This window comes from Ensifer sp. B1-9, assembly GCF_050474445.1.
Classification (GTDB): Bacteria; Pseudomonadota; Alphaproteobacteria; order Rhizobiales; family Rhizobiaceae; genus Ensifer.
In genome coordinates this window covers 37,148-54,032 of record NZ_JBCHVG010000014.1, presented here as the reverse complement: position 1 = coordinate 54,032, position 16,885 = coordinate 37,148, and the positions used below count along the sequence as shown (strand labels likewise).

21 protein-coding genes are annotated in these 16,885 nt (G+C 58.1%); 5 read left to right on the top strand and 16 right to left on the bottom strand.

The window, feature by feature from the left end; all coding sequences use genetic code 11:
- Nucleotides 1-35 precede the first annotated feature (35 nt).
- Genes traF through ACQ5BM_RS25240 form a run of 3 tightly spaced genes read left to right on the top strand, consistent with a single transcriptional unit; the run spans nucleotide 36 to nucleotide 2,320 of the window.
- Nucleotides 36-545, top strand: a complete 510-nt coding sequence (gene traF, locus ACQ5BM_RS25250) for a conjugative transfer signal peptidase TraF (RefSeq protein ID WP_425349226.1) — start codon at nucleotides 36-38, stop codon at nucleotides 543-545.
- Complete coding sequence (locus ACQ5BM_RS25245) at nucleotides 535-1,698, top strand: conjugal transfer protein TraB (RefSeq protein ID WP_065091827.1); 1,164 nt, start codon at nucleotides 535-537, stop codon at nucleotides 1,696-1,698. Before traF ends, ACQ5BM_RS25245 begins: the two co-directional genes overlap by 11 nt.
- A gap of 16 nt (nucleotides 1,699-1,714) precedes the next feature.
- Nucleotides 1,715-2,320, top strand: a complete 606-nt coding sequence (locus tag ACQ5BM_RS25240; protein ID WP_065091828.1) for a TraH family protein — start codon at nucleotides 1,715-1,717, stop codon at nucleotides 2,318-2,320.
- A 3-nt stretch (nucleotides 2,321-2,323) separates the two neighbouring features.
- Here the strand turns inward: ACQ5BM_RS25240 and ACQ5BM_RS25235 are convergent, their stop codons facing one another.
- The 3 genes from ACQ5BM_RS25235 to ACQ5BM_RS25225 form a co-directional block, all read right to left on the bottom strand.
- Entirely contained in the window at nucleotides 2,324-2,698 is a 375-nt protein-coding gene (locus tag ACQ5BM_RS25235) for a DUF5615 family PIN-like protein (RefSeq protein WP_065091829.1), read from the bottom strand.
- Nucleotides 2,695-3,324 (bottom strand): DUF433 domain-containing protein, encoded by a 630-nt coding sequence (locus ACQ5BM_RS25230; RefSeq protein ID WP_065091830.1) that lies wholly within the window; start codon nucleotides 3,322-3,324, stop codon nucleotides 2,695-2,697. Before ACQ5BM_RS25230 ends, ACQ5BM_RS25235 begins: the two co-directional genes overlap by 4 nt.
- Before the next feature lie 143 nt (nucleotides 3,325-3,467).
- On the bottom strand, nucleotides 3,468-3,680 hold the full coding sequence (locus tag ACQ5BM_RS25225) for a helix-turn-helix domain-containing protein (protein ID WP_065091831.1): 213 nt from the start codon (nucleotides 3,678-3,680) through the stop codon (nucleotides 3,468-3,470).
- A gap of 150 nt (nucleotides 3,681-3,830) precedes the next feature.
- On the opposite strand from ACQ5BM_RS25225, the gene ACQ5BM_RS25220 reads away from it, so the two are divergent.
- A complete protein-coding gene (locus ACQ5BM_RS25220) occupies nucleotides 3,831-4,199 on the top strand; it encodes a transcriptional repressor TraM (RefSeq protein WP_065091832.1) in 369 nt (122 codons plus the stop codon).
- Here ACQ5BM_RS25220 and ACQ5BM_RS25215 read toward each other — a convergent pair.
- From ACQ5BM_RS25215 to traI, 13 genes are all read right to left on the bottom strand, one after another.
- The gene (locus tag ACQ5BM_RS25215; protein ID WP_065091833.1) at nucleotides 4,152-4,856 is read right to left on the bottom strand and encodes an autoinducer binding domain-containing protein; all 705 of its coding nucleotides are present in this window, start codon (nucleotides 4,854-4,856) and stop codon (nucleotides 4,152-4,154) included. The genes ACQ5BM_RS25220 and ACQ5BM_RS25215 overlap by 48 nt on opposite strands.
- 298 nt (nucleotides 4,857-5,154) lie before the next feature.
- A complete protein-coding gene (trbI, locus tag ACQ5BM_RS25210; RefSeq protein WP_065091834.1) occupies nucleotides 5,155-6,438 on the bottom strand; it encodes an IncP-type conjugal transfer protein TrbI in 1,284 nt (427 codons plus the stop codon).
- 10 nt (nucleotides 6,439-6,448) lie between these two features.
- Nucleotides 6,449-6,883, bottom strand: a complete 435-nt coding sequence (trbH, locus tag ACQ5BM_RS25205; RefSeq protein ID WP_065091835.1) for a conjugal transfer protein TrbH — start codon at nucleotides 6,881-6,883, stop codon at nucleotides 6,449-6,451.
- Nucleotides 6,884-6,885: 2 nt separating this feature from the next.
- Nucleotides 6,886-7,698: a P-type conjugative transfer protein TrbG gene (trbG, locus tag ACQ5BM_RS25200; RefSeq protein WP_065091836.1), complete on the bottom strand. Its 813-nt coding sequence runs from the start codon at nucleotides 7,696-7,698 to the stop codon at nucleotides 6,886-6,888.
- Between the two features lie 15 nt (nucleotides 7,699-7,713).
- Entirely contained in the window at nucleotides 7,714-8,376 is a 663-nt protein-coding gene (locus ACQ5BM_RS25195) for a conjugal transfer protein TrbF (RefSeq protein WP_065091837.1), read from the bottom strand.
- 16 nt (nucleotides 8,377-8,392) lie between these two features.
- Nucleotides 8,393-9,574 carry a P-type conjugative transfer protein TrbL gene (gene trbL / locus ACQ5BM_RS25190; RefSeq protein WP_065091838.1) on the bottom strand — a complete coding sequence of 394 codons (1,182 nt, stop codon included), beginning with the start codon at nucleotides 9,572-9,574 and terminating at the stop codon, nucleotides 8,393-8,395.
- The gene (gene trbK / locus ACQ5BM_RS25185) at nucleotides 9,568-9,756 is read right to left on the bottom strand and encodes an entry exclusion protein TrbK (RefSeq protein WP_065091839.1); all 189 of its coding nucleotides are present in this window, start codon (nucleotides 9,754-9,756) and stop codon (nucleotides 9,568-9,570) included. The genes trbL and trbK overlap by 7 nt, the downstream gene beginning before the upstream one ends.
- Entirely contained in the window at nucleotides 9,753-10,556 is an 804-nt protein-coding gene (gene trbJ / locus ACQ5BM_RS25180) for a P-type conjugative transfer protein TrbJ (protein WP_065091840.1), read from the bottom strand. The genes trbK and trbJ overlap by 4 nt, the downstream gene beginning before the upstream one ends.
- Nucleotides 10,528-12,984: a conjugal transfer protein TrbE gene (locus ACQ5BM_RS25175; protein ID WP_065091841.1), complete on the bottom strand. Its 2,457-nt coding sequence runs from the start codon at nucleotides 12,982-12,984 to the stop codon at nucleotides 10,528-10,530. The genes trbJ and ACQ5BM_RS25175 overlap by 29 nt, the downstream gene beginning before the upstream one ends.
- Before the next feature lie 11 nt (nucleotides 12,985-12,995).
- Nucleotides 12,996-13,295 carry a conjugal transfer protein TrbD gene (locus ACQ5BM_RS25170; protein WP_065091842.1) on the bottom strand — a complete coding sequence of 100 codons (300 nt, stop codon included), beginning with the start codon at nucleotides 13,293-13,295 and terminating at the stop codon, nucleotides 12,996-12,998.
- Nucleotides 13,288-13,662, bottom strand: a complete 375-nt coding sequence (locus ACQ5BM_RS25165) for a TrbC/VirB2 family protein (protein ID WP_065091843.1) — start codon at nucleotides 13,660-13,662, stop codon at nucleotides 13,288-13,290. The genes ACQ5BM_RS25170 and ACQ5BM_RS25165 overlap by 8 nt, the downstream gene beginning before the upstream one ends.
- On the bottom strand, nucleotides 13,652-14,629 hold the full coding sequence (gene trbB, locus ACQ5BM_RS25160; RefSeq protein ID WP_065091844.1) for a P-type conjugative transfer ATPase TrbB: 978 nt from the start codon (nucleotides 14,627-14,629) through the stop codon (nucleotides 13,652-13,654). Before trbB ends, ACQ5BM_RS25165 begins: the two co-directional genes overlap by 11 nt.
- A 10-nt stretch (nucleotides 14,630-14,639) precedes the next feature.
- On the bottom strand, nucleotides 14,640-15,266 hold the full coding sequence (gene traI / locus ACQ5BM_RS25155) for an acyl-homoserine-lactone synthase TraI (RefSeq protein ID WP_429817296.1): 627 nt from the start codon (nucleotides 15,264-15,266) through the stop codon (nucleotides 14,640-14,642).
- 358 nt (nucleotides 15,267-15,624) lie between these two features.
- Here traI and repA point away from each other — a divergent pair, with 358 nt between their 5' ends.
- A complete protein-coding gene (repA, locus tag ACQ5BM_RS25150; protein WP_172831076.1) occupies nucleotides 15,625-16,857 on the top strand; it encodes a plasmid partitioning protein RepA in 1,233 nt (410 codons plus the stop codon).
- The last annotated feature ends 28 nt before the right edge of the window (nucleotides 16,858-16,885 follow it).

Sequence of the window (16,885 nt, the reverse complement as noted above, 5' to 3'; positions counted from 1 at the left end):
GTCGGCTCAGAAGCGCTCGAAGGGCGAATGCAGTCATGATCCTGTTGGCGTCGGCACTTGTTGTCGGAGGCATTGCTGCTATCGGGATACCAGGCGGATACCGCATCAACCTGACACCCAGCGAACCGTTCGGTCTCTGGCGCATCGTTGCGCTCGATCGACCGCCGGCGGCTGGTGATCTCGTTTTCATTTGCCCGCCGCAAACGCTGGCGATGCGCGTGGCGAGAGAACGCGGCTATCTCCGCTTCGGAACCTGCCCGGGCGGGGTCGCGCCGCTTATCAAGACCGTCATCGCCATGGCCGGGCAGCATGTCGAAATCGGCGAAGCGGTGTCGATCGACGGACGCCCGATCGCATTTTCTGACCTGGCGAAACGGGACGGCAAGGGTCGGTCGCTGACGCCATTTGCCGAGGGCAACGTCCCTGTTGGAAGCGTCTTCCTGCATTCCCCGTTCAGGGGCTCCTATGACTCCCGTTACTTCGGACCCCTGCCCGCGGCGGGCATCCTTGGCCTGGCACAAGAGGTGCTCACCTATGCGCCGTGAGTTCCGTCGGCCATATCTGTTGATTGCCGCTTCCATCGCCGCGGGAATGGTTGCTTGGAGCGGCTACGTCCTGCTGCTTCCGGTCGCCTTCACGTTTCCAATCGTATGGGCGCTTGCGCCAACGAGAATGACAGCCGCATATGTCTCGGCCGGTTATTTCCTGGCGGCCTCCCGAGGACTGCCGCAGGGCGTCGCCGCCTTCTATGCGTCGGATCTCGGGCCAGGCCTGGCTCTATGGCTATGCGCTTCAGCTGGCTTTTTAGGCGTCCACACAATTCTCTGGACGGGGTGGGAACGCGCGCGGCCGTTTCGCTATCTTGCGGCAGCCGTGCTGATGGCTGTTCCGCCAATCGGCATTATCGGCTGGGCGCACCCGATCACCGCCGCAGGCGTGCTGTTTCCGGGTTGGGGGTGGTGGGGGCTTGTTGCCACGACAGCCGGCCTCATGGGCCTCGTTACCCGCATGTGGCCAGCTGTCGCAATCGTTCTTTCAGGCTTCTGGTTGTGGTCCGCCGCATTCTGGACCGACCCGACGCTACCGGAAACGTGGCAAGGCGTCGATCTCGAACTGGGCGCTTCGCTCGGTCGTGACGTGAGCATGGTCAGGCATCGTGATCTGATTGCCACGGTGAAGGGTCACGCATCAGGGGATGTGCGCGTCATCGTGCTTCCCGAAAGCACTCTTGGCTTCTGGACACCGACGGTGGAGCGACTCTGGCTGCGGGCGCTGCAGAGAACCGAAGTCACCGTCATTGCGGGTGCGGCGATCGTCAATGCGGGCGAATACGACAATGTTCTGGTTGCCCTCTCGGCCGCCGGTGCCCAGATCCTCTATCGGGAGCGTATGCCGGTTCCCGGCTCGATGTGGCAGCCATGGCGGCCCTTGCTCGGTCTAAGCGGCGGTGCTCGGGCGCATGTCTTCGCAAACCCGGTTGCGACCGCCGCCGGCAAGTGGATAGCGCCGCTGATCTGTTACGAGCAACTGATCGTCTGGCCCATTCTCCAATCCATGCTCCACGATCCGGACGTCGTTGTCGCGGTCGGAAACGGTTGGTGGACAAAAGGCACGTCCATCGTCGCGATTCAACATGCGAGTGCGGTCGCATGGGCTCGCCTCTTCGCAAAACCACTCATCCTTTCCTTCAACACCTGAATGCCAAGGAGACGTCATGTTCGACGCTGCCCTGATCCAACAATGCGCCGACCCCTCCTTGAAGCCGGCACTCGTCGAACGGTTCGTCGCGGCCGCCGGAACGAGCGATCCGCTTGCCGTCACGGTCAAATCCGGTGGCAGGCTCATTCTCGTTCCCAAGGCGGCCTCGGCGGAGGAAGCGATGGCGATCGTCAGGCAGTATGCCGGCCAAGCCGTGGTTCGTGTCGGGCTGACACAGTACCCGGCTGGCGTCGGCGTCAAGGATGCGGCAGATCTGAAGCCCGACTTGGTCGACCCCTGCGAAAACCTTCGCAAGGGAACGGCGATGTTCGCCAAAACCCTGCGCATCGTCGTCAAGTGGTACGGCAATCCCAAGAGTGAAGACGTATTCCCGCAGATATTCGAGGATGCGGTCTACGCTTGGAAGACCGGAGAATTCGAAGGCGTTAGGGTTTTCCAGGCAGACGATCCGGGAAGTTCAACACCACTGAAGCAGCAAGGGATAGTGCCCCTCCGTGAGGAGGGAGGAGCAGAGCCGACACCCGAGAAACAAGCGAGGACGGATGAGGACGTCGAGCGCGCCGGAATTCGCATCGATCTGTCCCGCATCGGTGGAAATTGACGCTCAGTCCGGCAGTGCATACCGTGTCAGGACCGCCTCGTCGTCTTCAATGGCAATCTCGATGACTTCATTCACCAGGTCTTCTCGATCTGCGATTTCGCCGACGGCCGCCAGGAACAATTCCCGTTGGACGGCAGGAAGGACCTGCGGAACGATGATGACAAGGCCGGCGTGCAACGCCTCTTTTGCGTATAATTTTCGGAAGTCGCGTGCATTGTTTGTCACGAAGGTGAAGTCTTCAGCGACGATCCTGGGCATCAGATCCCAATCAGTTTCGCCACTTAAGCCCAGCCAGTTGACATGAAAGCAGTCGTGGCCGTGTTCTTGGGCAACGGCCACGAGCGACGTGTGCAGGCATTCATCGATGAGGAACTTCACGAAGCGGTGCCCGGGGACTTCCTGGATATGCTCGCCGAAAGCGGCAAACGCTTTACCGATTTCACCTTCAGCCCTTGCTCCGAGAGCTTTTTCGGTCGCCCTCGAGCCGGATGGGCGGCCGTCCAGATTTCGGCAAGTTCTACCATCCGTGCTGTGACCGAAGGATAACCCTCGACAATTTCCGCGGTGCTGGCGCCCTGCAGCTTCATCGCTGCGATCATCCGCACGGGAACTCGCGTTCCGTTGAAGACCGGATCGCCGCCTGCAACACCTTTGACGGCTTGGATCTTTTGTTCGGCTTCTCGAAGCGCCTCTGCGCGTGCGGCCAGTTGCTCCCTCGCCCGCGCCACGTCAACGATCAGATAGTCGTCGGCTCTTACCGTATCCGCATCGGGGTTCTGTTCGATCGTATCGAACAACCGTTTGCGGCGCTCGGCAGACAGGATCGATCCCACACCGTACCAGAGCTTCAGGCGCAGTAGATCCTCGTCGAAAAGTTCTCTGCCCTCGCGCCCGAAATGAGCCTCAATGATCCGTTTGTCGATTGCATTGTGGACAGACTTTACCGCGACCTCACTGAGAGCTGCGGCTTCGGCCGGCGTGTAGGCTCGTGCTGCGCTAGTCATAATCATTCTCCTTGTGGAGCATATATAATGCAGATCATGCCCACCGTAAAGACCGGGCTAGATCAGGGCCACGAAAGTGTCGGGCCGCCCGAGATGCGGATCGATTTGTCGCCGAAGTTTTCGGAACGCGTGATTGCGGCCGGTCAGTTTGGCTTCGCCAAAAGCTCGCTTGGATCGACACCCAAGCCTTCGGAAATTTTCCCCAGCGCAGTGACGCTGGCAGAAACGGTAGCCCTTTCGATATCCCCGATGTGTCGTACGCTCAGGCCGGTGCGGTGGGCCAGTTCTTCCTGCGTCATCTTCTTGCCATGGCGTATTCGACGCAAGTTCACCGCCATGACCTCCTTGAGATCCATTCCATGAGCGGAACCTCAATCGGAACTATCGTTCCAGGAACGATAGTTCCGATTCAACCAGCGATGTGTTAATACGCATTCGACGATCATGCCACTGTTACGATTTGGTAGAGTAGTAATCGTCGGGGACATCACTTGGGGAAGTTGAGGATGGAAGAGGCTCGATGCTCTCGGGATAACGGCACGGAGGGCACATCGCGATACGGCTCGACCAGTAAGTCGGAATTGGAGGCGCTGGCCGTTTCAGCAATTCGCGACCACCGCGCGCTTCTTGCGGCGGATCAGGTCGTCTATGAGGAGTGGTCACGCGCGAGCGAGGATCTGTCGACCTCCAGCGCAGTCCTTCAGACCCTCCAGGATGAATATCTCGCACGCCAAAAAAAATCCGAGGCCCAGCAAGCGGAGCTCTCGGAGATTCTCGACGCGCTCGGTTTCGTCCCTGACGTTCGTTTCAACGACGGCGATCAGGGATCAGACGAGGCGCCGATCTTTGGCAATCGCGTAGAGGTGAGTAACTGAATCCGCATTCAGCTTGCCACGAGCTTGATCAAGATAGTGCTGCACCGTCCGCGCCTTGATCCCCGTAATAATCGCGATTTCCTCAACCGTCTTTCCCTTTGATGCCCACATAAGGCAGTACATTTCACGCGGCGAGAGCGACCGCTTGGGATTCATTGCTGTCTTCGCCGCAACTGCCCTCAACTGATAGTGGACGGTGATCAGCAGTTGAAGCGCCGTTTTCGAATCGAGTGCTCCTGCAATGCTTGCTTTCTGTTCCGGCGACGCGAATGTCAGCATCAGCGCAGATCCATAACTGCCCTCAACTCGGATAGTGACCCCGGATCGAATTCCATGATCGATTGCCTCGTCGCGAAAACGCCGCAGATCCGAGCGTCCTCGCACTGGCCAGTCGTCTGCCGTCCACTCAAACATCTCTCGCATCCGTCTTGCTTCGGTGACGACGGGATCGAGGGTGTTGTATCCGCTCTTGAGGTAGTCGCGTTCCCATGGTCCTGGGTACGAATTGAAGGTCTTGACCTGAGACCCGTCGGTTTGAAGATATGCGAACCGTTCATATCCATGGGAACGGGCATAGCGTTTGAGAGCACTCTTTATCATTTGCTCATCAGGCGCGGCTTCCAGCCTATCGATGAACGAGCGAAGGTGTTCACTCACGTTTACCTCTCCTCTTGATCCGGCAAGTTACCCTTTAAACACGATCAATCGTCGCGCTACCGACCTGCTGGTCATGTGAGCACGCATGGTACTCACGATAATTACAGCAACCTTTGGTAGCTTGAGGTGAACTTGTTCCTCCTAACCGCGTTTGCTATTTCTAGCGAAGGAAATCCATCTTTCAAGGCGCGCTACCGTAAATTGCGGACACGTGAAGAGTCCCGATGATTCAGTTGTGCTCGTGGTCCACACAACAATTCAACCACTTGGCGGAAGCTCCCGCTTGTCGAACAACTAACTACCCACGATACGCTGACGGAAAAATGATATCCTGGTCGACGAGGAGGTTGAACTTGTAGCCGGGACGAATACGGATTGTTGGCTGGACATTGAGGTTCTTCGAGATTGTTTGTTCGGCAACGCGGCCAAATGTTTCCGCAAAATTCCGGCGCGCGGCGTCAGACGCGGTGTCTTGTGTCGCACGCGTCGAGCTCTCCGGCATCGACATGTCGATCCCTGTTCCAATGAGAGCGATCAGTGCGGCCGAACCGAACGTCCTTAAGAGGTGCCGGTCAACCTTGTCGCTAAAGCCTCCATATCCTTCGGCATCGGTACCCGCCATTCCCCCGATTTGCAGCGTTGATCCATTTGGGAAGATGAGGTCGGTCCAAACGACAAGGACGCGCTCCTGGCCGAAGGAAACCTTAGAATCGTAACGGCCGAAGAGTTTGGTTCCCTGAGGAATGAGCAGCCGGTGGCCGGTCGCGCTGTCGTAGACGTTTTGACTGACCTGCGCGGTGATCCGGCCTGGTAGATCGGAGTTCAGCCCAGTAATTAAGGTGGCAGGAATGACCGAGCCGCGCTTTAGTTCGAATAATGACAGCTGCGGGACGACCTGGTTCGGCAAGTAGCCAAGGTCTTTGATGTCCTGGTTGAAGAAATCTTCTTTCAAAGTTTGACCGTTCTGGTCGCCTTTCTGCCCCATTAGTCCGGCGTTGAGCGCAGTCGCGTAGAGATCTGACGCGCTGTTTGCAGCGATAGTGACCCCATTGGCCGTGGCCCTTGAATGGTTGGAAATACCCTCAAGGTCCGCGATGTTCACCTTCAATGGCGAGTCATGGGCGGTGGCACTCGCCTGAAGCCGCGCCATGCGCTGACGCTGCGCTTCGCGGAGATACTGCTCATCCTGCTCACGTTTGAGCCGCGCTTTCCATTCGTCTTCGGTGTCGAGGTGCGGACGTTGTTCGATCGGACGGGTTTCAGTGAGGAGCTCCCTATGGGGTTGGCTTTGAACGACTGTCGGGACCGGCTGAAAAACCTCGTGTTTTTCGGGTTCTCCGATGATGCCGTCCGAAACACCGCGCTTGAGTTGCTCGCCAAAACTCGTCGCCGGCGTGCTCGCCGCGCCACCAAGCTCGTTGCTGCGGTCGAAGGATAGCCCTCGCCATGAAAGGCCGAGAACCACGACGCCAAAGAAGAGCACGATCACTGCGATTGCGACAATGATCGGGAGACGATTGAGGCGGCGCATCCCATGCTGATCGTGATTCCTGGAAGTGCCAAGCTGCAGGGATTGGGCCATTCTCTCCTCCTCAGTTGCGGCGCATCACCGAGAGCGGGCTGGCGGGCGTCGCGCCGGCTGCTGTCTTCGTATAGGCACGGGCAATTGCGATCGATGGCGCGGTCAAGCGCGAGAGAATCTGGCCCTCGAAAGCGTCGATCGAATAGGCGAGGTCGACGGTTTTCTGATTTTTGGCCGTCTTGTTCTCGGACGTGACCGTATAACCCCAACCCTTGAGCGCCGCTTCGAGTGCGGTGGCGTATTCGGTTTCGTCATTGTCGAGATGGATCATTGTCGTTTCCGGTGAGCCGATCTGTTCGGCAAAACGGCTTGCCATATCGCCGGCGATGGCACTGGCGGCCTGTCCAGTGACCGCTGCCGGAGTTGCGCTTGTGGTGAGCGCGTCATCTCCGGTCTGGCAACCGGCAAGCAGGGCGGCGAGAAAACATATAGGGACGATGCGCATCGTCAGCCTCCTCTCCGGATGGTGATTTTCTGCTTGCGCCAGCCAACGCCAGAAACAAGTACCGCCTTGTCGATCGCGTAGTCGACGACCATCATGTCGCTCTTCATCCGGTAATTGACGATGCGGTTCTGGCCGCCGCTGACGACGAAGAGGACGGGCGCGTCCTGACCTGCGATGGAGCGCGGAAATTGGATGTAAGTCTTCATGCCATCGGAGTAGACACGCTTCGGCTTCCATGGAGCGCGACCGCTGATAGAATAAGAAAAGCTCAAGGCTTCCGGCGCTGCTTCGGCGAGGCGACTGGCTTCCAGGCGAGCGTTGATGTCCGCCAGTTTGTTCGAAGTGTCCTCTGGGTACTCAAAACCCACCCTTGCCATGTATTGGCTCGGATGGGATTTGAGCTGGATGTGGTAGGTTCGCCGCGACGTCGTGACAACCATCGAGGTCACAAGACCGGGTTCGGATGGCTTGACGATCAGGTGAATGGCTTGCCCGTCTGCAGCTCCTGACGTCGCGGGTTCGATCTTCCAGCGCACGGTGTCGCCGACCAGTACATCACGAACAATTTCGCCGCCCTGTAGTTCGATATCGCAGACCTGCAAGGGTGAGCAGACGACGGAAGGCTGGATCTCGCCAAACAGAAATATGACCTTGCCGTCAGATCCCTTCGTGACGAGCCCTGAAGAACCTCGCCACTTGCCGGAAATGCTGGTCCCCTTGGCTTCGTTCTTGCTCATGCTCTGGGCCTGAGCTGTCCCTGCGAAGACGAGTCCGGCCATGCAGCTCGCGGCCGCGATCAAAACTGTTTTGTGCATTTGAATGTCCCTGCCTTAGAGCTGCGCGGTCCAGTCAAAATCCTGGATGTAGAGGCCAATCGGATTGAGCCGGATGATCGCCTCTTCCTGCGGCGCGGTTAGCGCGACCGTTGCGATCCCGCGGAAGCGGCGCGTGCCGGTTTCCTTGCCCTTTCGATCACGCTCGTACTCCGTCCAGTCGATCTGGTAGGTCTGGTTCGATATCGCGACGATGTTGTTGACTTCGATTGCAACCGTCGACGATTTCGCCTTTTCGAATGGAGAGTTGCCGCGAAACCAGGAATTGATCTTTTGGGTGGACGGATCCGCGGTGCGAACAAGGGCATACGTGCGATCGATGTATTGCTTCTGAACAACCGCATCGGGCGAGATGCTACGAAAGCTGGTCACGAAGTTGCCGAGCATTGCGCGCACCACACGCGCGTCGGCATACGCGATCTGCTCAGGGAAGCCCGCAGCGACCGGTGTTCCGAGCTTGTCGACCTCGACGATATAGGGCACCAGCTTGACCTGGGTGCTCAAATACATCGCATAGCTGAAGCCGATGATAGCCATGGTGAGGCTGAGAATGCCTACAATGCGCCAGGCGGCCGCGGCCTGCACATAGGATCCATAGCGCTCGGACCATTCCTGCCGCGCGGCAAGGTACGGGTTTTCGGGGACGCGGTTTGCAGCCATCTGTCGATCCTTCGGACTATGATTGTTCGTTTCGTTCAGGGAGCGGCTTGCTTGCCTTTCCACGGCCGCGCGCGTCATCAAGCTTTGCATTGGCGAGGCCCAGCAATGACCCGGCATAGGCGCCGGGCGATCCAATCGCCTTCTCCTTGGCGGCAGATCCGGCCGCCTTTGCTCCAGAACTGAGTGCTGACCCCATGCCGCGGAGCGCCGAACCACCGATCGAAGAACCGGCAGCGCGGGCAGACTGGGCCGCTGCCGCGCCGGCACCAACCGAGCCGGCGACCAACGAGGCTGCGCCGGCTGCGAACGACGCTGCTTGACTGCCGTGCCGTATGGTTTCCATACCGCCGGTCACAGAGACGCCCTGGACAACGCCTTGAATGATGTTTGGCACATACATCGCGATGAGGAAGACAATGACGGAAATGCCCGCGATCGCGAGTGTTGTAATGAACTGATCGGACGTTGCGGTTGGCGCCTGCGCCAATCCGAGCAGGACGTTCGATCCTATTCTCGCGATCATCACGAGGGCCATCAGCTTCATGCCAACGCCGAAAGCATAGACGAGATAGCGAACCGCGAAATCCTTGGTGAAAGACGAACCGCCTAAGCCGAGCATGATCATGCCAGCGAGCAGGCCCACGTACATCTCGACCATTACCGAGACGAAGATCGCGGCGACGAGCGAGAAGCAGATGACAACCACTCCCATGGCGAGAACCGCCGCTATTGCCAGCGCATTGTCTTCGAAAACGCCGAATTTCGCCTGCTGCGACATCTGTGAGGCGACCCGTATACCCGCGTCAAAGACTTCGGCCGGCGACGCCGACCCACCGCCCGCGCCAATCTGGAACAGGCTGTCGATCACTGTCCGGGCGAAAGTTGGCCCCTGATCGAGCACAAAGGCAAAAAAGCCCACGAACATGATCCGCCGCACGAGCTCGGAGAACCAACCGTCGAGTGAAGCTGCCTGAAGGGCCAACCAGACGGCACATATGGCGATCTCGATTGCTGCGAGGATCCAAAACAGCGAGCGCGCCGCGTCGATGATTGTCGTTTCCCATCCCCTGGCTGCGGCGACGACCTGGTTTTCGAGCTCCGTTAGGACTTGGCCGGTCTGAGCCAAAGCCGGTGCATCAGTCAAAAGGACAATCGCGGCGCTCAGGACGAGGGTCCGGGAGAGTGAATGGATCACCATCTCGGTTTCATCTCCTGGCCTTGTTCGATCGGAGAGAGTTCCTTGTTGGAGCCAAAGAATCTCTCGCGTGCCTCTCTCTGTTCGTCGGACATGGCAGGCACGACCGAGCGATGGGAGATGAATACGGCAACCGCCAATCCCGTGGCGGTCGCGATGACAACTATTGCATAAGCGCGGTTCACCAGCGCGGCTCCATCTTCTGACCTTCAGGAATGTCGTTGACGGTCGCGCCGAAAAACCTTTCCCGACGTGCCTGCGCCAGATCCTTCTCGGTCTGCTCTGACTGGAGCCAAGTGCCCATCAGCGTCATCTGCTGCGAAACGAGGCCACGTAGCTTCTGCAGCTGACTAACCTGCTGGGTAGCGATTTGATGCCCTACCTGCAGTGCCTTCATCTGCCCGTCTGCGGATTGGGACATAGATCGGAGTTCATCCATGGTGCCCTCCTCCGTGTCGAATTGATCGGCCGTAAGGCTTGCTGCTCTTAAGGTTCCGGCGATGGTGTCGCGGTTCGTGTCTGACCAGGATTGGTAGGTCGAAGAGAAATTCTCACCTTTCGGCAGGTTTGTTTTAAAGTTCGCGTAGCTCTTGAAACGCTGCTGCAGGACGTCGTCGGCGTTGGCCATGGAGAACGCGATACTCTGCCCCTCGTCGACGACGCCTCGGAGCTCGCTCAGGTCGCGCTCGACCTCGCCCCAAATGTGTTTTGGCAGCTGCGCCGTGTTCTGGAGCATGTTGTCGTAGATTTTCAGCTGGTTCTGGATCTGCTCGGCCAACTGGCTGATCTGAGTGAGCTGGTTGTCGACCTGTAGACCATTGCTCTTGAGGAGATCGACGAGTTGGGCATTGTTTGCGAGCTGGGTCCATTCGGTGGCGACCCCCGTCGCGGAACCGGCAAGGGCTCGGAGTGGTGCGATTGATGCGAGAGCGCAGACAACTAGGCCTGCCATTGACCTATACGAAGTTGAGCAGCGCTGCGGCATCGGGAACTCCTCTCGTTTCAAGCCAGCGGATCGGCCAGTCCCGGCCATGTTCAGATCTGAGCGCGCGGATGCGCTTGAGGTCGTCCTTGCCAGACGCGCCGACGAAGCTCAGTGCAATGGGACCCAGCGCCATTTCGAACAGCCGGCGGCCTTCGGGCGTCGCGACGTAGTATTCGCGCTTTGGAATGGCCGTCGAAACGATCTCGATCTGGCGCTCGTTAAAGCCGATCCGCTCGTAGAATTCCCGGGTGCCTGGCTCGCTCGCTGCGCCGTTTGGAAGGCAAATTTTGGTCGGGCAGGATTCCTTCAGCACGTCGATAATGCCTGAGCGCTCAGCGTCGGAGATGGACTGGGTCGCGAGCACTACCGCGCAGTTCGCCTTGCGTAACACCTTCAGCCACTCGCGGATTTTGTTGCGAAAGACCGGGTGCCCCAGCATTAACCAGGCTTCGTCTAGAACGATGAGGCTTGGCGAGCCGTCTAGCCGCTTTTCGATCCTTCGAAACAGATAGGTCAGCACTGGAACGAGATTGCGATCGCCAAGGTTCATGAGGTGCTCGATTTCGAAGCATTGGAGCGACCGAAGCGTCAGGCCGTCCTCTTCGGCGTCGAGCAACTGCCCCAACGAGCCATCGACGGTGTAGTGATGAAGCGCATCCTTGATTTCGCGCATCTGAACGCCGCTGACGAAGTCAGAGAGAGATCGCCCAACCGCTGTTGCCATCAAACCGACCTGGCGAGAAATGGCATTTCGGTGGTCGGGTGTGATCGTTACGCCCTGCAAGGCAACGAGCATTTCGATCCACTCGCTAGCCCAGGCCCGATCGCCATCAGTTGAAAGTTCGAACAGCGGACAGAACGCGAGCGCTCTCCCTTCTTGTTCATGATCACCGCCGATCTCGTAATGGTCGCCGCCGGCCGCCAGCGTCAGCGGCAGGAGTGAATTGCCTTTGTCAAAAGCGAAAATCTGGGCGAACTCGTAGCGCCGGAACTGCGCTGCAAGCAACGCCAACAGTGTCGATTTCCCCGAGCCGGTCGGGCCGAAGATGAGGGTATGACCGACATCATCGACATGTAGGTTGAACCGGAACGGCGTTGATCCGCTTGCCACTTGCATCAACGGTGGCGAATTGGTGGGAAAGTAGGGGCAAGGGGCAATCGCACTTCCCGACCAGACCGAATTGAGCGGGACCAAGTCCGCGAGATTGCTTGTGTTGATCAGTGGTTCTCGAACATTGCAGTACCAGTTGCCAGGAAGACTTCCGAGAAAGGCGTCCGTGGCGTTGAGCGTTTCGATCCGCGCACCAAAGCCTTCAGCTTGCACCACCCGGCGGATCGCCTCGGCCTTCTCCTGCAACGCATCGCCGTTGTCGTCAAAGAGGATGATGACCGGCGTATAGTATCCATAAGCGACCAGTTGTGATGACGCCTGGGCAATAGCGTCTTCGGTCTCGGCAACCATGCTCATCGCGTCTTGATCGAGAGACCGGCTTTGCGTCTGAAACAACTGATCGAAGAAAGGCCGAACTTTCTGCTGCCACTTCTTGCGTGTCCGCTCGAGCTTCTGCCGCGCTTCCTCCGCATTCAGGAAGATGAAACGCGAAGACCAGCGATAGCTGAGCGGCATCAAATCAAGGCCGTTGAGAATTCCCGGCCAGCTTTCCGCTGGCAGTCCGTCGATGGCCACGACGCCGAGAAACCGGTTTTCGACCTTTGGCGTCAATCCATGCTGAAGTTCAGCGGTCGCGATCCAGTCGAGATAGAGGGGCACGTCTGGCAGTCGGATGGGATGGTTCTCGCCGGTAATGCAAAAGCGAGCGAACTGAAGAAGCTCGTCATAACGGGCAACCCGCTCCCCTCCCCTCTCGGCGGCTTCGCGCGTTTCCATTCGCCGGATCGAAAGTGTGTTCGCTAAATACTGTTCGATCTCGCGAATGGCGTTCCTGAAGGTGAGAAGCGCGGTATCAGCATAAGTCGTCCGGCGGCTTTCCGGATCCGAGTAGACGTATTTACTGAGGCCCACTTTTTGGGCTTCGGCTGGCCGATGGGTGAGAATGAGAGCGTGCTTGCTCTCGAAGTGCCCCTGCTCGCGTCCGAAATGCGCCCGGCGTTCGGCATCGATCGCGCGTGTCACGGGGTCAGGGAAATGACAACGATCCTCTGAAGGATATTCCATCGTTGGAAGGCGAATGGCTTCAACCTGAATCATCCATCCGCTACCGAGCCGCGAAAGGATTAAATTGATCTGCCTGGATAGCTCGTTGCGTTCGAAATCCGTGGCACTTTCGGAATCCGGTCCCGCGAAGTACCATCCGGCCATCAGGCTCCCATCTTTCAAGAGGAGCACGCCATTGTCGACCAGGCCTGCGTAGGGAACGAGGTCGGCGAAGGACGGACCTTTCGCCCGGAAGTGTTTGAGAGCGACCATCGGTGAATCCCTCAGTACTGCCGCCACGGCGAACTGGTCGCTCTGTAGTAGGGTTTGTAGGAAATGTGCCGGAGGTAGGCCTGACGCATCAGCGGGTCGGATTTCGCCATCAAGCGGAGAAGTCCAATGACGGCGAACCAGACGGCCAAACCGAAGAGCACCGAGTACGGCGTGAGCACGACGAAGATCAATATGACTGCGGCGAGGCCTGTGATGAGCACCAGTTCCCTGTCGGCACCCATCAGGAGGCTCGGGCGCGACAGGGCGCGGTGAATGCGATTGCGGTGAAGGCGGGACAGGTGCTCAGCCACGCGCCCCCTCCCCTTCTCCAACCCGCGTCGCTGCTTCTGGTTCGGATAATCCAATGGAGGCGCCAGTCGCGCCGAAAAGAGCGACGATTTGCGTTGCGCCGAGCAGGACGCCAGCGACAAGAACCACGTACATCAAACGTCGCGCGAAATCGTTGAGTTCACCGCCGAAGATCAGCATTCCGCCGGCGATCGCGACTGCTGCGAGAGCGATGTAGCCGGCGACTGGCCCAGTGATCGACTCTTGAATTCTCTCGAGCGGCCCCTCCCAAGGAAGGCTGCCGCCGGAACTGGCCAACGCGGGCATTGTGGCCGCGAAAACAAACGTCGCTGCAATAACCCCCTGTAGCGCCCTACTTTTACGCGACATGCCGCGCCTCCTGTTCCTCTGTCAGTCCCTCAGATTCGATCTGGTACTCGCCGTTTACGAAGCGCTCGACATGGATCACATCGCGAACGCGGCGTCCGCGGGAGGTGCGCTCGATGGATACGATGAGATCGACTGCTTCACCGATCACTTCCTGCATCGGCTGCTGGCTTGCCTCTGCCGTCAGTTGCTCGAGCCGCCGCAAGGCAGATGTCGCGGTGTTTGAATGAATTGTCGCGACACCGCCGGGGTGACCGGTATTCCACGCTTTGAGAAGCGTGAGCGCAGCTCCGTCGCGAACCTCTCCCACGACAATGCGGTCAGGCCGCAAGCGCATCGTACTTTTCAGCAATCGCGCCATATCGATTGCGTCACTGGTGTGGAGGAGAACCGCGTTATCGGCGGTGCATTGGATCTCTGCGGTGTCCTCGAGGATCAATAGCCGATCCTCAGGCGCTCTTTTGACGATTTCGTCGATCACAGCGTTGGCGAGCGTCGTCTTGCCCGAGCCCGTCCCACCGGAAATGACGATGTTGAGGCGAGCGCCTATCGCGCTGCGAATGGCGGAAGCCTGACCTTCCGTCATTACGCCGGTACGCACATAATCGTCCAACGGGATCATACGTGACGCACGCCGGCGGATCGTGAACGCGGGCCTTGCGACGACCGGCGGCAGCAAACCCTCAAAGCGATGGCCTCCGATCGGAAGCTCTCCGGAAATGATGGGCTGGTCGGTATCGACTTCTGACTGGAGGGCATGAGCGACCGTGCCGATAACCATCTCTGCCGCGGCCGAGGACATCTCGCCAGCGGGTGCAACACCATGCCCGAGCCGTTCGATGAACAGCTTTCCATCAGGATTCAGCATGATTTCGACGACGGTACTGTCGTCGAGCGCATGGCAGAGCTGGTCGCCAAGTGCCTCCTGAAGTTTGCGAATGAGGCGAGCATGAGAACGAAGCTGTGTCATTGGCCACCGCTCACGCTGCTCGGCCGAAAGGGCCAGAAATCTTTGAGCGGTAACCAACAGGACGAAGCTTTCGAAACGTATCGACGGTCGCCGACAGAGTGCCCGCTACTGCCACGGTACTTCCGATGTTCTTCGGTTCGCCAAGACGCCGCAGCGGCCATCCGACGCGGGAAAGGATCCGTTCGACCCGCAGATCCGTTGCAGTTACAATTTCGGTGAAGTGGTTTGCGACCGACCACTCGATAATTCCCGCGAACATTGCGAGAGTGGCCTCGTGCACGGATCCCCCTGCCCTTCCCTCGTCAAGGGTGGTATCCACGCAGAAGCGCGAACTCTCGATCATCGATGGATGAGCATCGAGCCGACCTTGGGGAAGAAGCGACGGAAAGACATCCACCAGCATAGTGGGCCCGAGCGCAGGAAGAAGTCGCGCACATCCGGCCAGTTGGCCAGTTTCAGATACGGCTATGATATAGGTTGGCTGGAGCTCGTCGAATCGATCTGACTCGCGATCCCCAACAACGTTGACTTCCCATCCCAGCCGATCGGAAAAGACACTGGCGCGCAGCTGATGCTGAGCTTCGAGAAGTCTGGTCTCGTCATTGTTTCGCGGTTTCGAAATCGCGCGAATCTGCATGAATTCCTCCAATCGATGTTGATCGGAAGGAAGTCAGCACGAATCGGAATGGCAGGGCAGTTGTAGGATTCTCCAGGGTTTTATCTGACTGAGTCGCACGACGAGCCTTCTGTGCCGCTCGAATATTTGACTTTTCGAGTCCTGCAATGAGGAGACGGTATGCAGGATTCACAGTAAAACACTTGGTGAACAGGTGAGTCTTACGAAAGGCTAAGAGGCGGAACTGATTGGAGAATCCGGCGTCAGAGTACAGATCGGCCGCGGTTGTATTAACCATTCATTAACCATTAAGTCCTTGCCATGGAATGCCTTTTGGGTATCGTCACGGTTAAAATGCAGTTCCGGTAAAAAATCCGTGATGAGAGATATGAGCGTGAGTGTGGCAACAAAACCAAATCGTCAGTCTTTGCCGAGCGTCGATGAAACCATCGGTGAGCAGGCAGATCTGTTGAGCTCACAGTTGCAATCCATGAGTGAAGCGCTTTTTCCGCCCACCGCTCAAAAAGTTCTGCGAAAATTCACGTCTGGCGAGGCAGCCCGGTTAATCGGTGTATCTGATTCGACACTGAGGAAGATGACCCTTGCGGGGGAAGGTCCCCAGCCGGAGACCACGAGCAACGGGCGACGGCTTTATACGCTTGCTGACATCAACCAGATTCGGCGCATACTGGCTCAATCCACTCGCGGACGCGAAAGTATCGAATTCGTACCGCATCGTCGTCCTGGAGAACACCTTCAAGTCCTGGCTGTAACGAATTTCAAGGGCGGGTCGGGCAAGACCACTACCTCGGCACACTTGGCACAGCACCTGGCCCTGCAAGGCTATCGCGTTCTCGCTGTCGACCTCGATCCCCAGGCGAGTTTGTCCGCCCTGCTCGGAGTCCTCCCGGAACTGGATGTCGCCTCCAACCAGACGCTCTACGCTGCAATTAGGTACGATGACGAACGTCGGAATCTCTCGGACGTGATCAGGTCGACCTATTTCGACGGATTAGATCTCGTTCCAGGTAATCTCGAACTCATGGAATTCGAGCACACGACTCCCAAGGCACTTAGCGCTGGCGCGTCCGGCGGTACGTTGTTCTTTGCACGTGTTGCTGCTGCGCTTGATGAGGTCGCCGATAATTATGATGTCGTAGTCATCGACTGCCCGCCACAACTCGGCTTCCTCACCTTGAGCGGACTATGCGCGGCAACCTCCATGATAGTCACTGTGCATCCGCAGATGCTCGACATATCGTCCATGAGTCAGTTCCTTCTCATGACGCGGGACCTTCTCGGTGTCGTACGCGACGCCGGCGGCGACCTGAAATATGACTTCATACGCTATCTCCTTACGCGGTTCGAACCGCAGGATGCCCCGCAAACGAAGGTTGCAGCCCTCCTCCGCAATTTGTTTGACGATCATGTCCTTACGAACCCGATGCTAAAGTCCGCTGCCGTTTCGGATGCAGGACTGACAAAGCAGACGCTGTATGAGATCGGCCGGGAAAACTTGACGAGATCTACCTATGATCGCGCCATGGAAGCGCTCGACGCGGTGAATTCTGAAGTCGAGGCGCTGATAAAACAGGCATGGGGTCGCGCGTAGTGGGCGCCGTGGAATTTGCAGATCTATA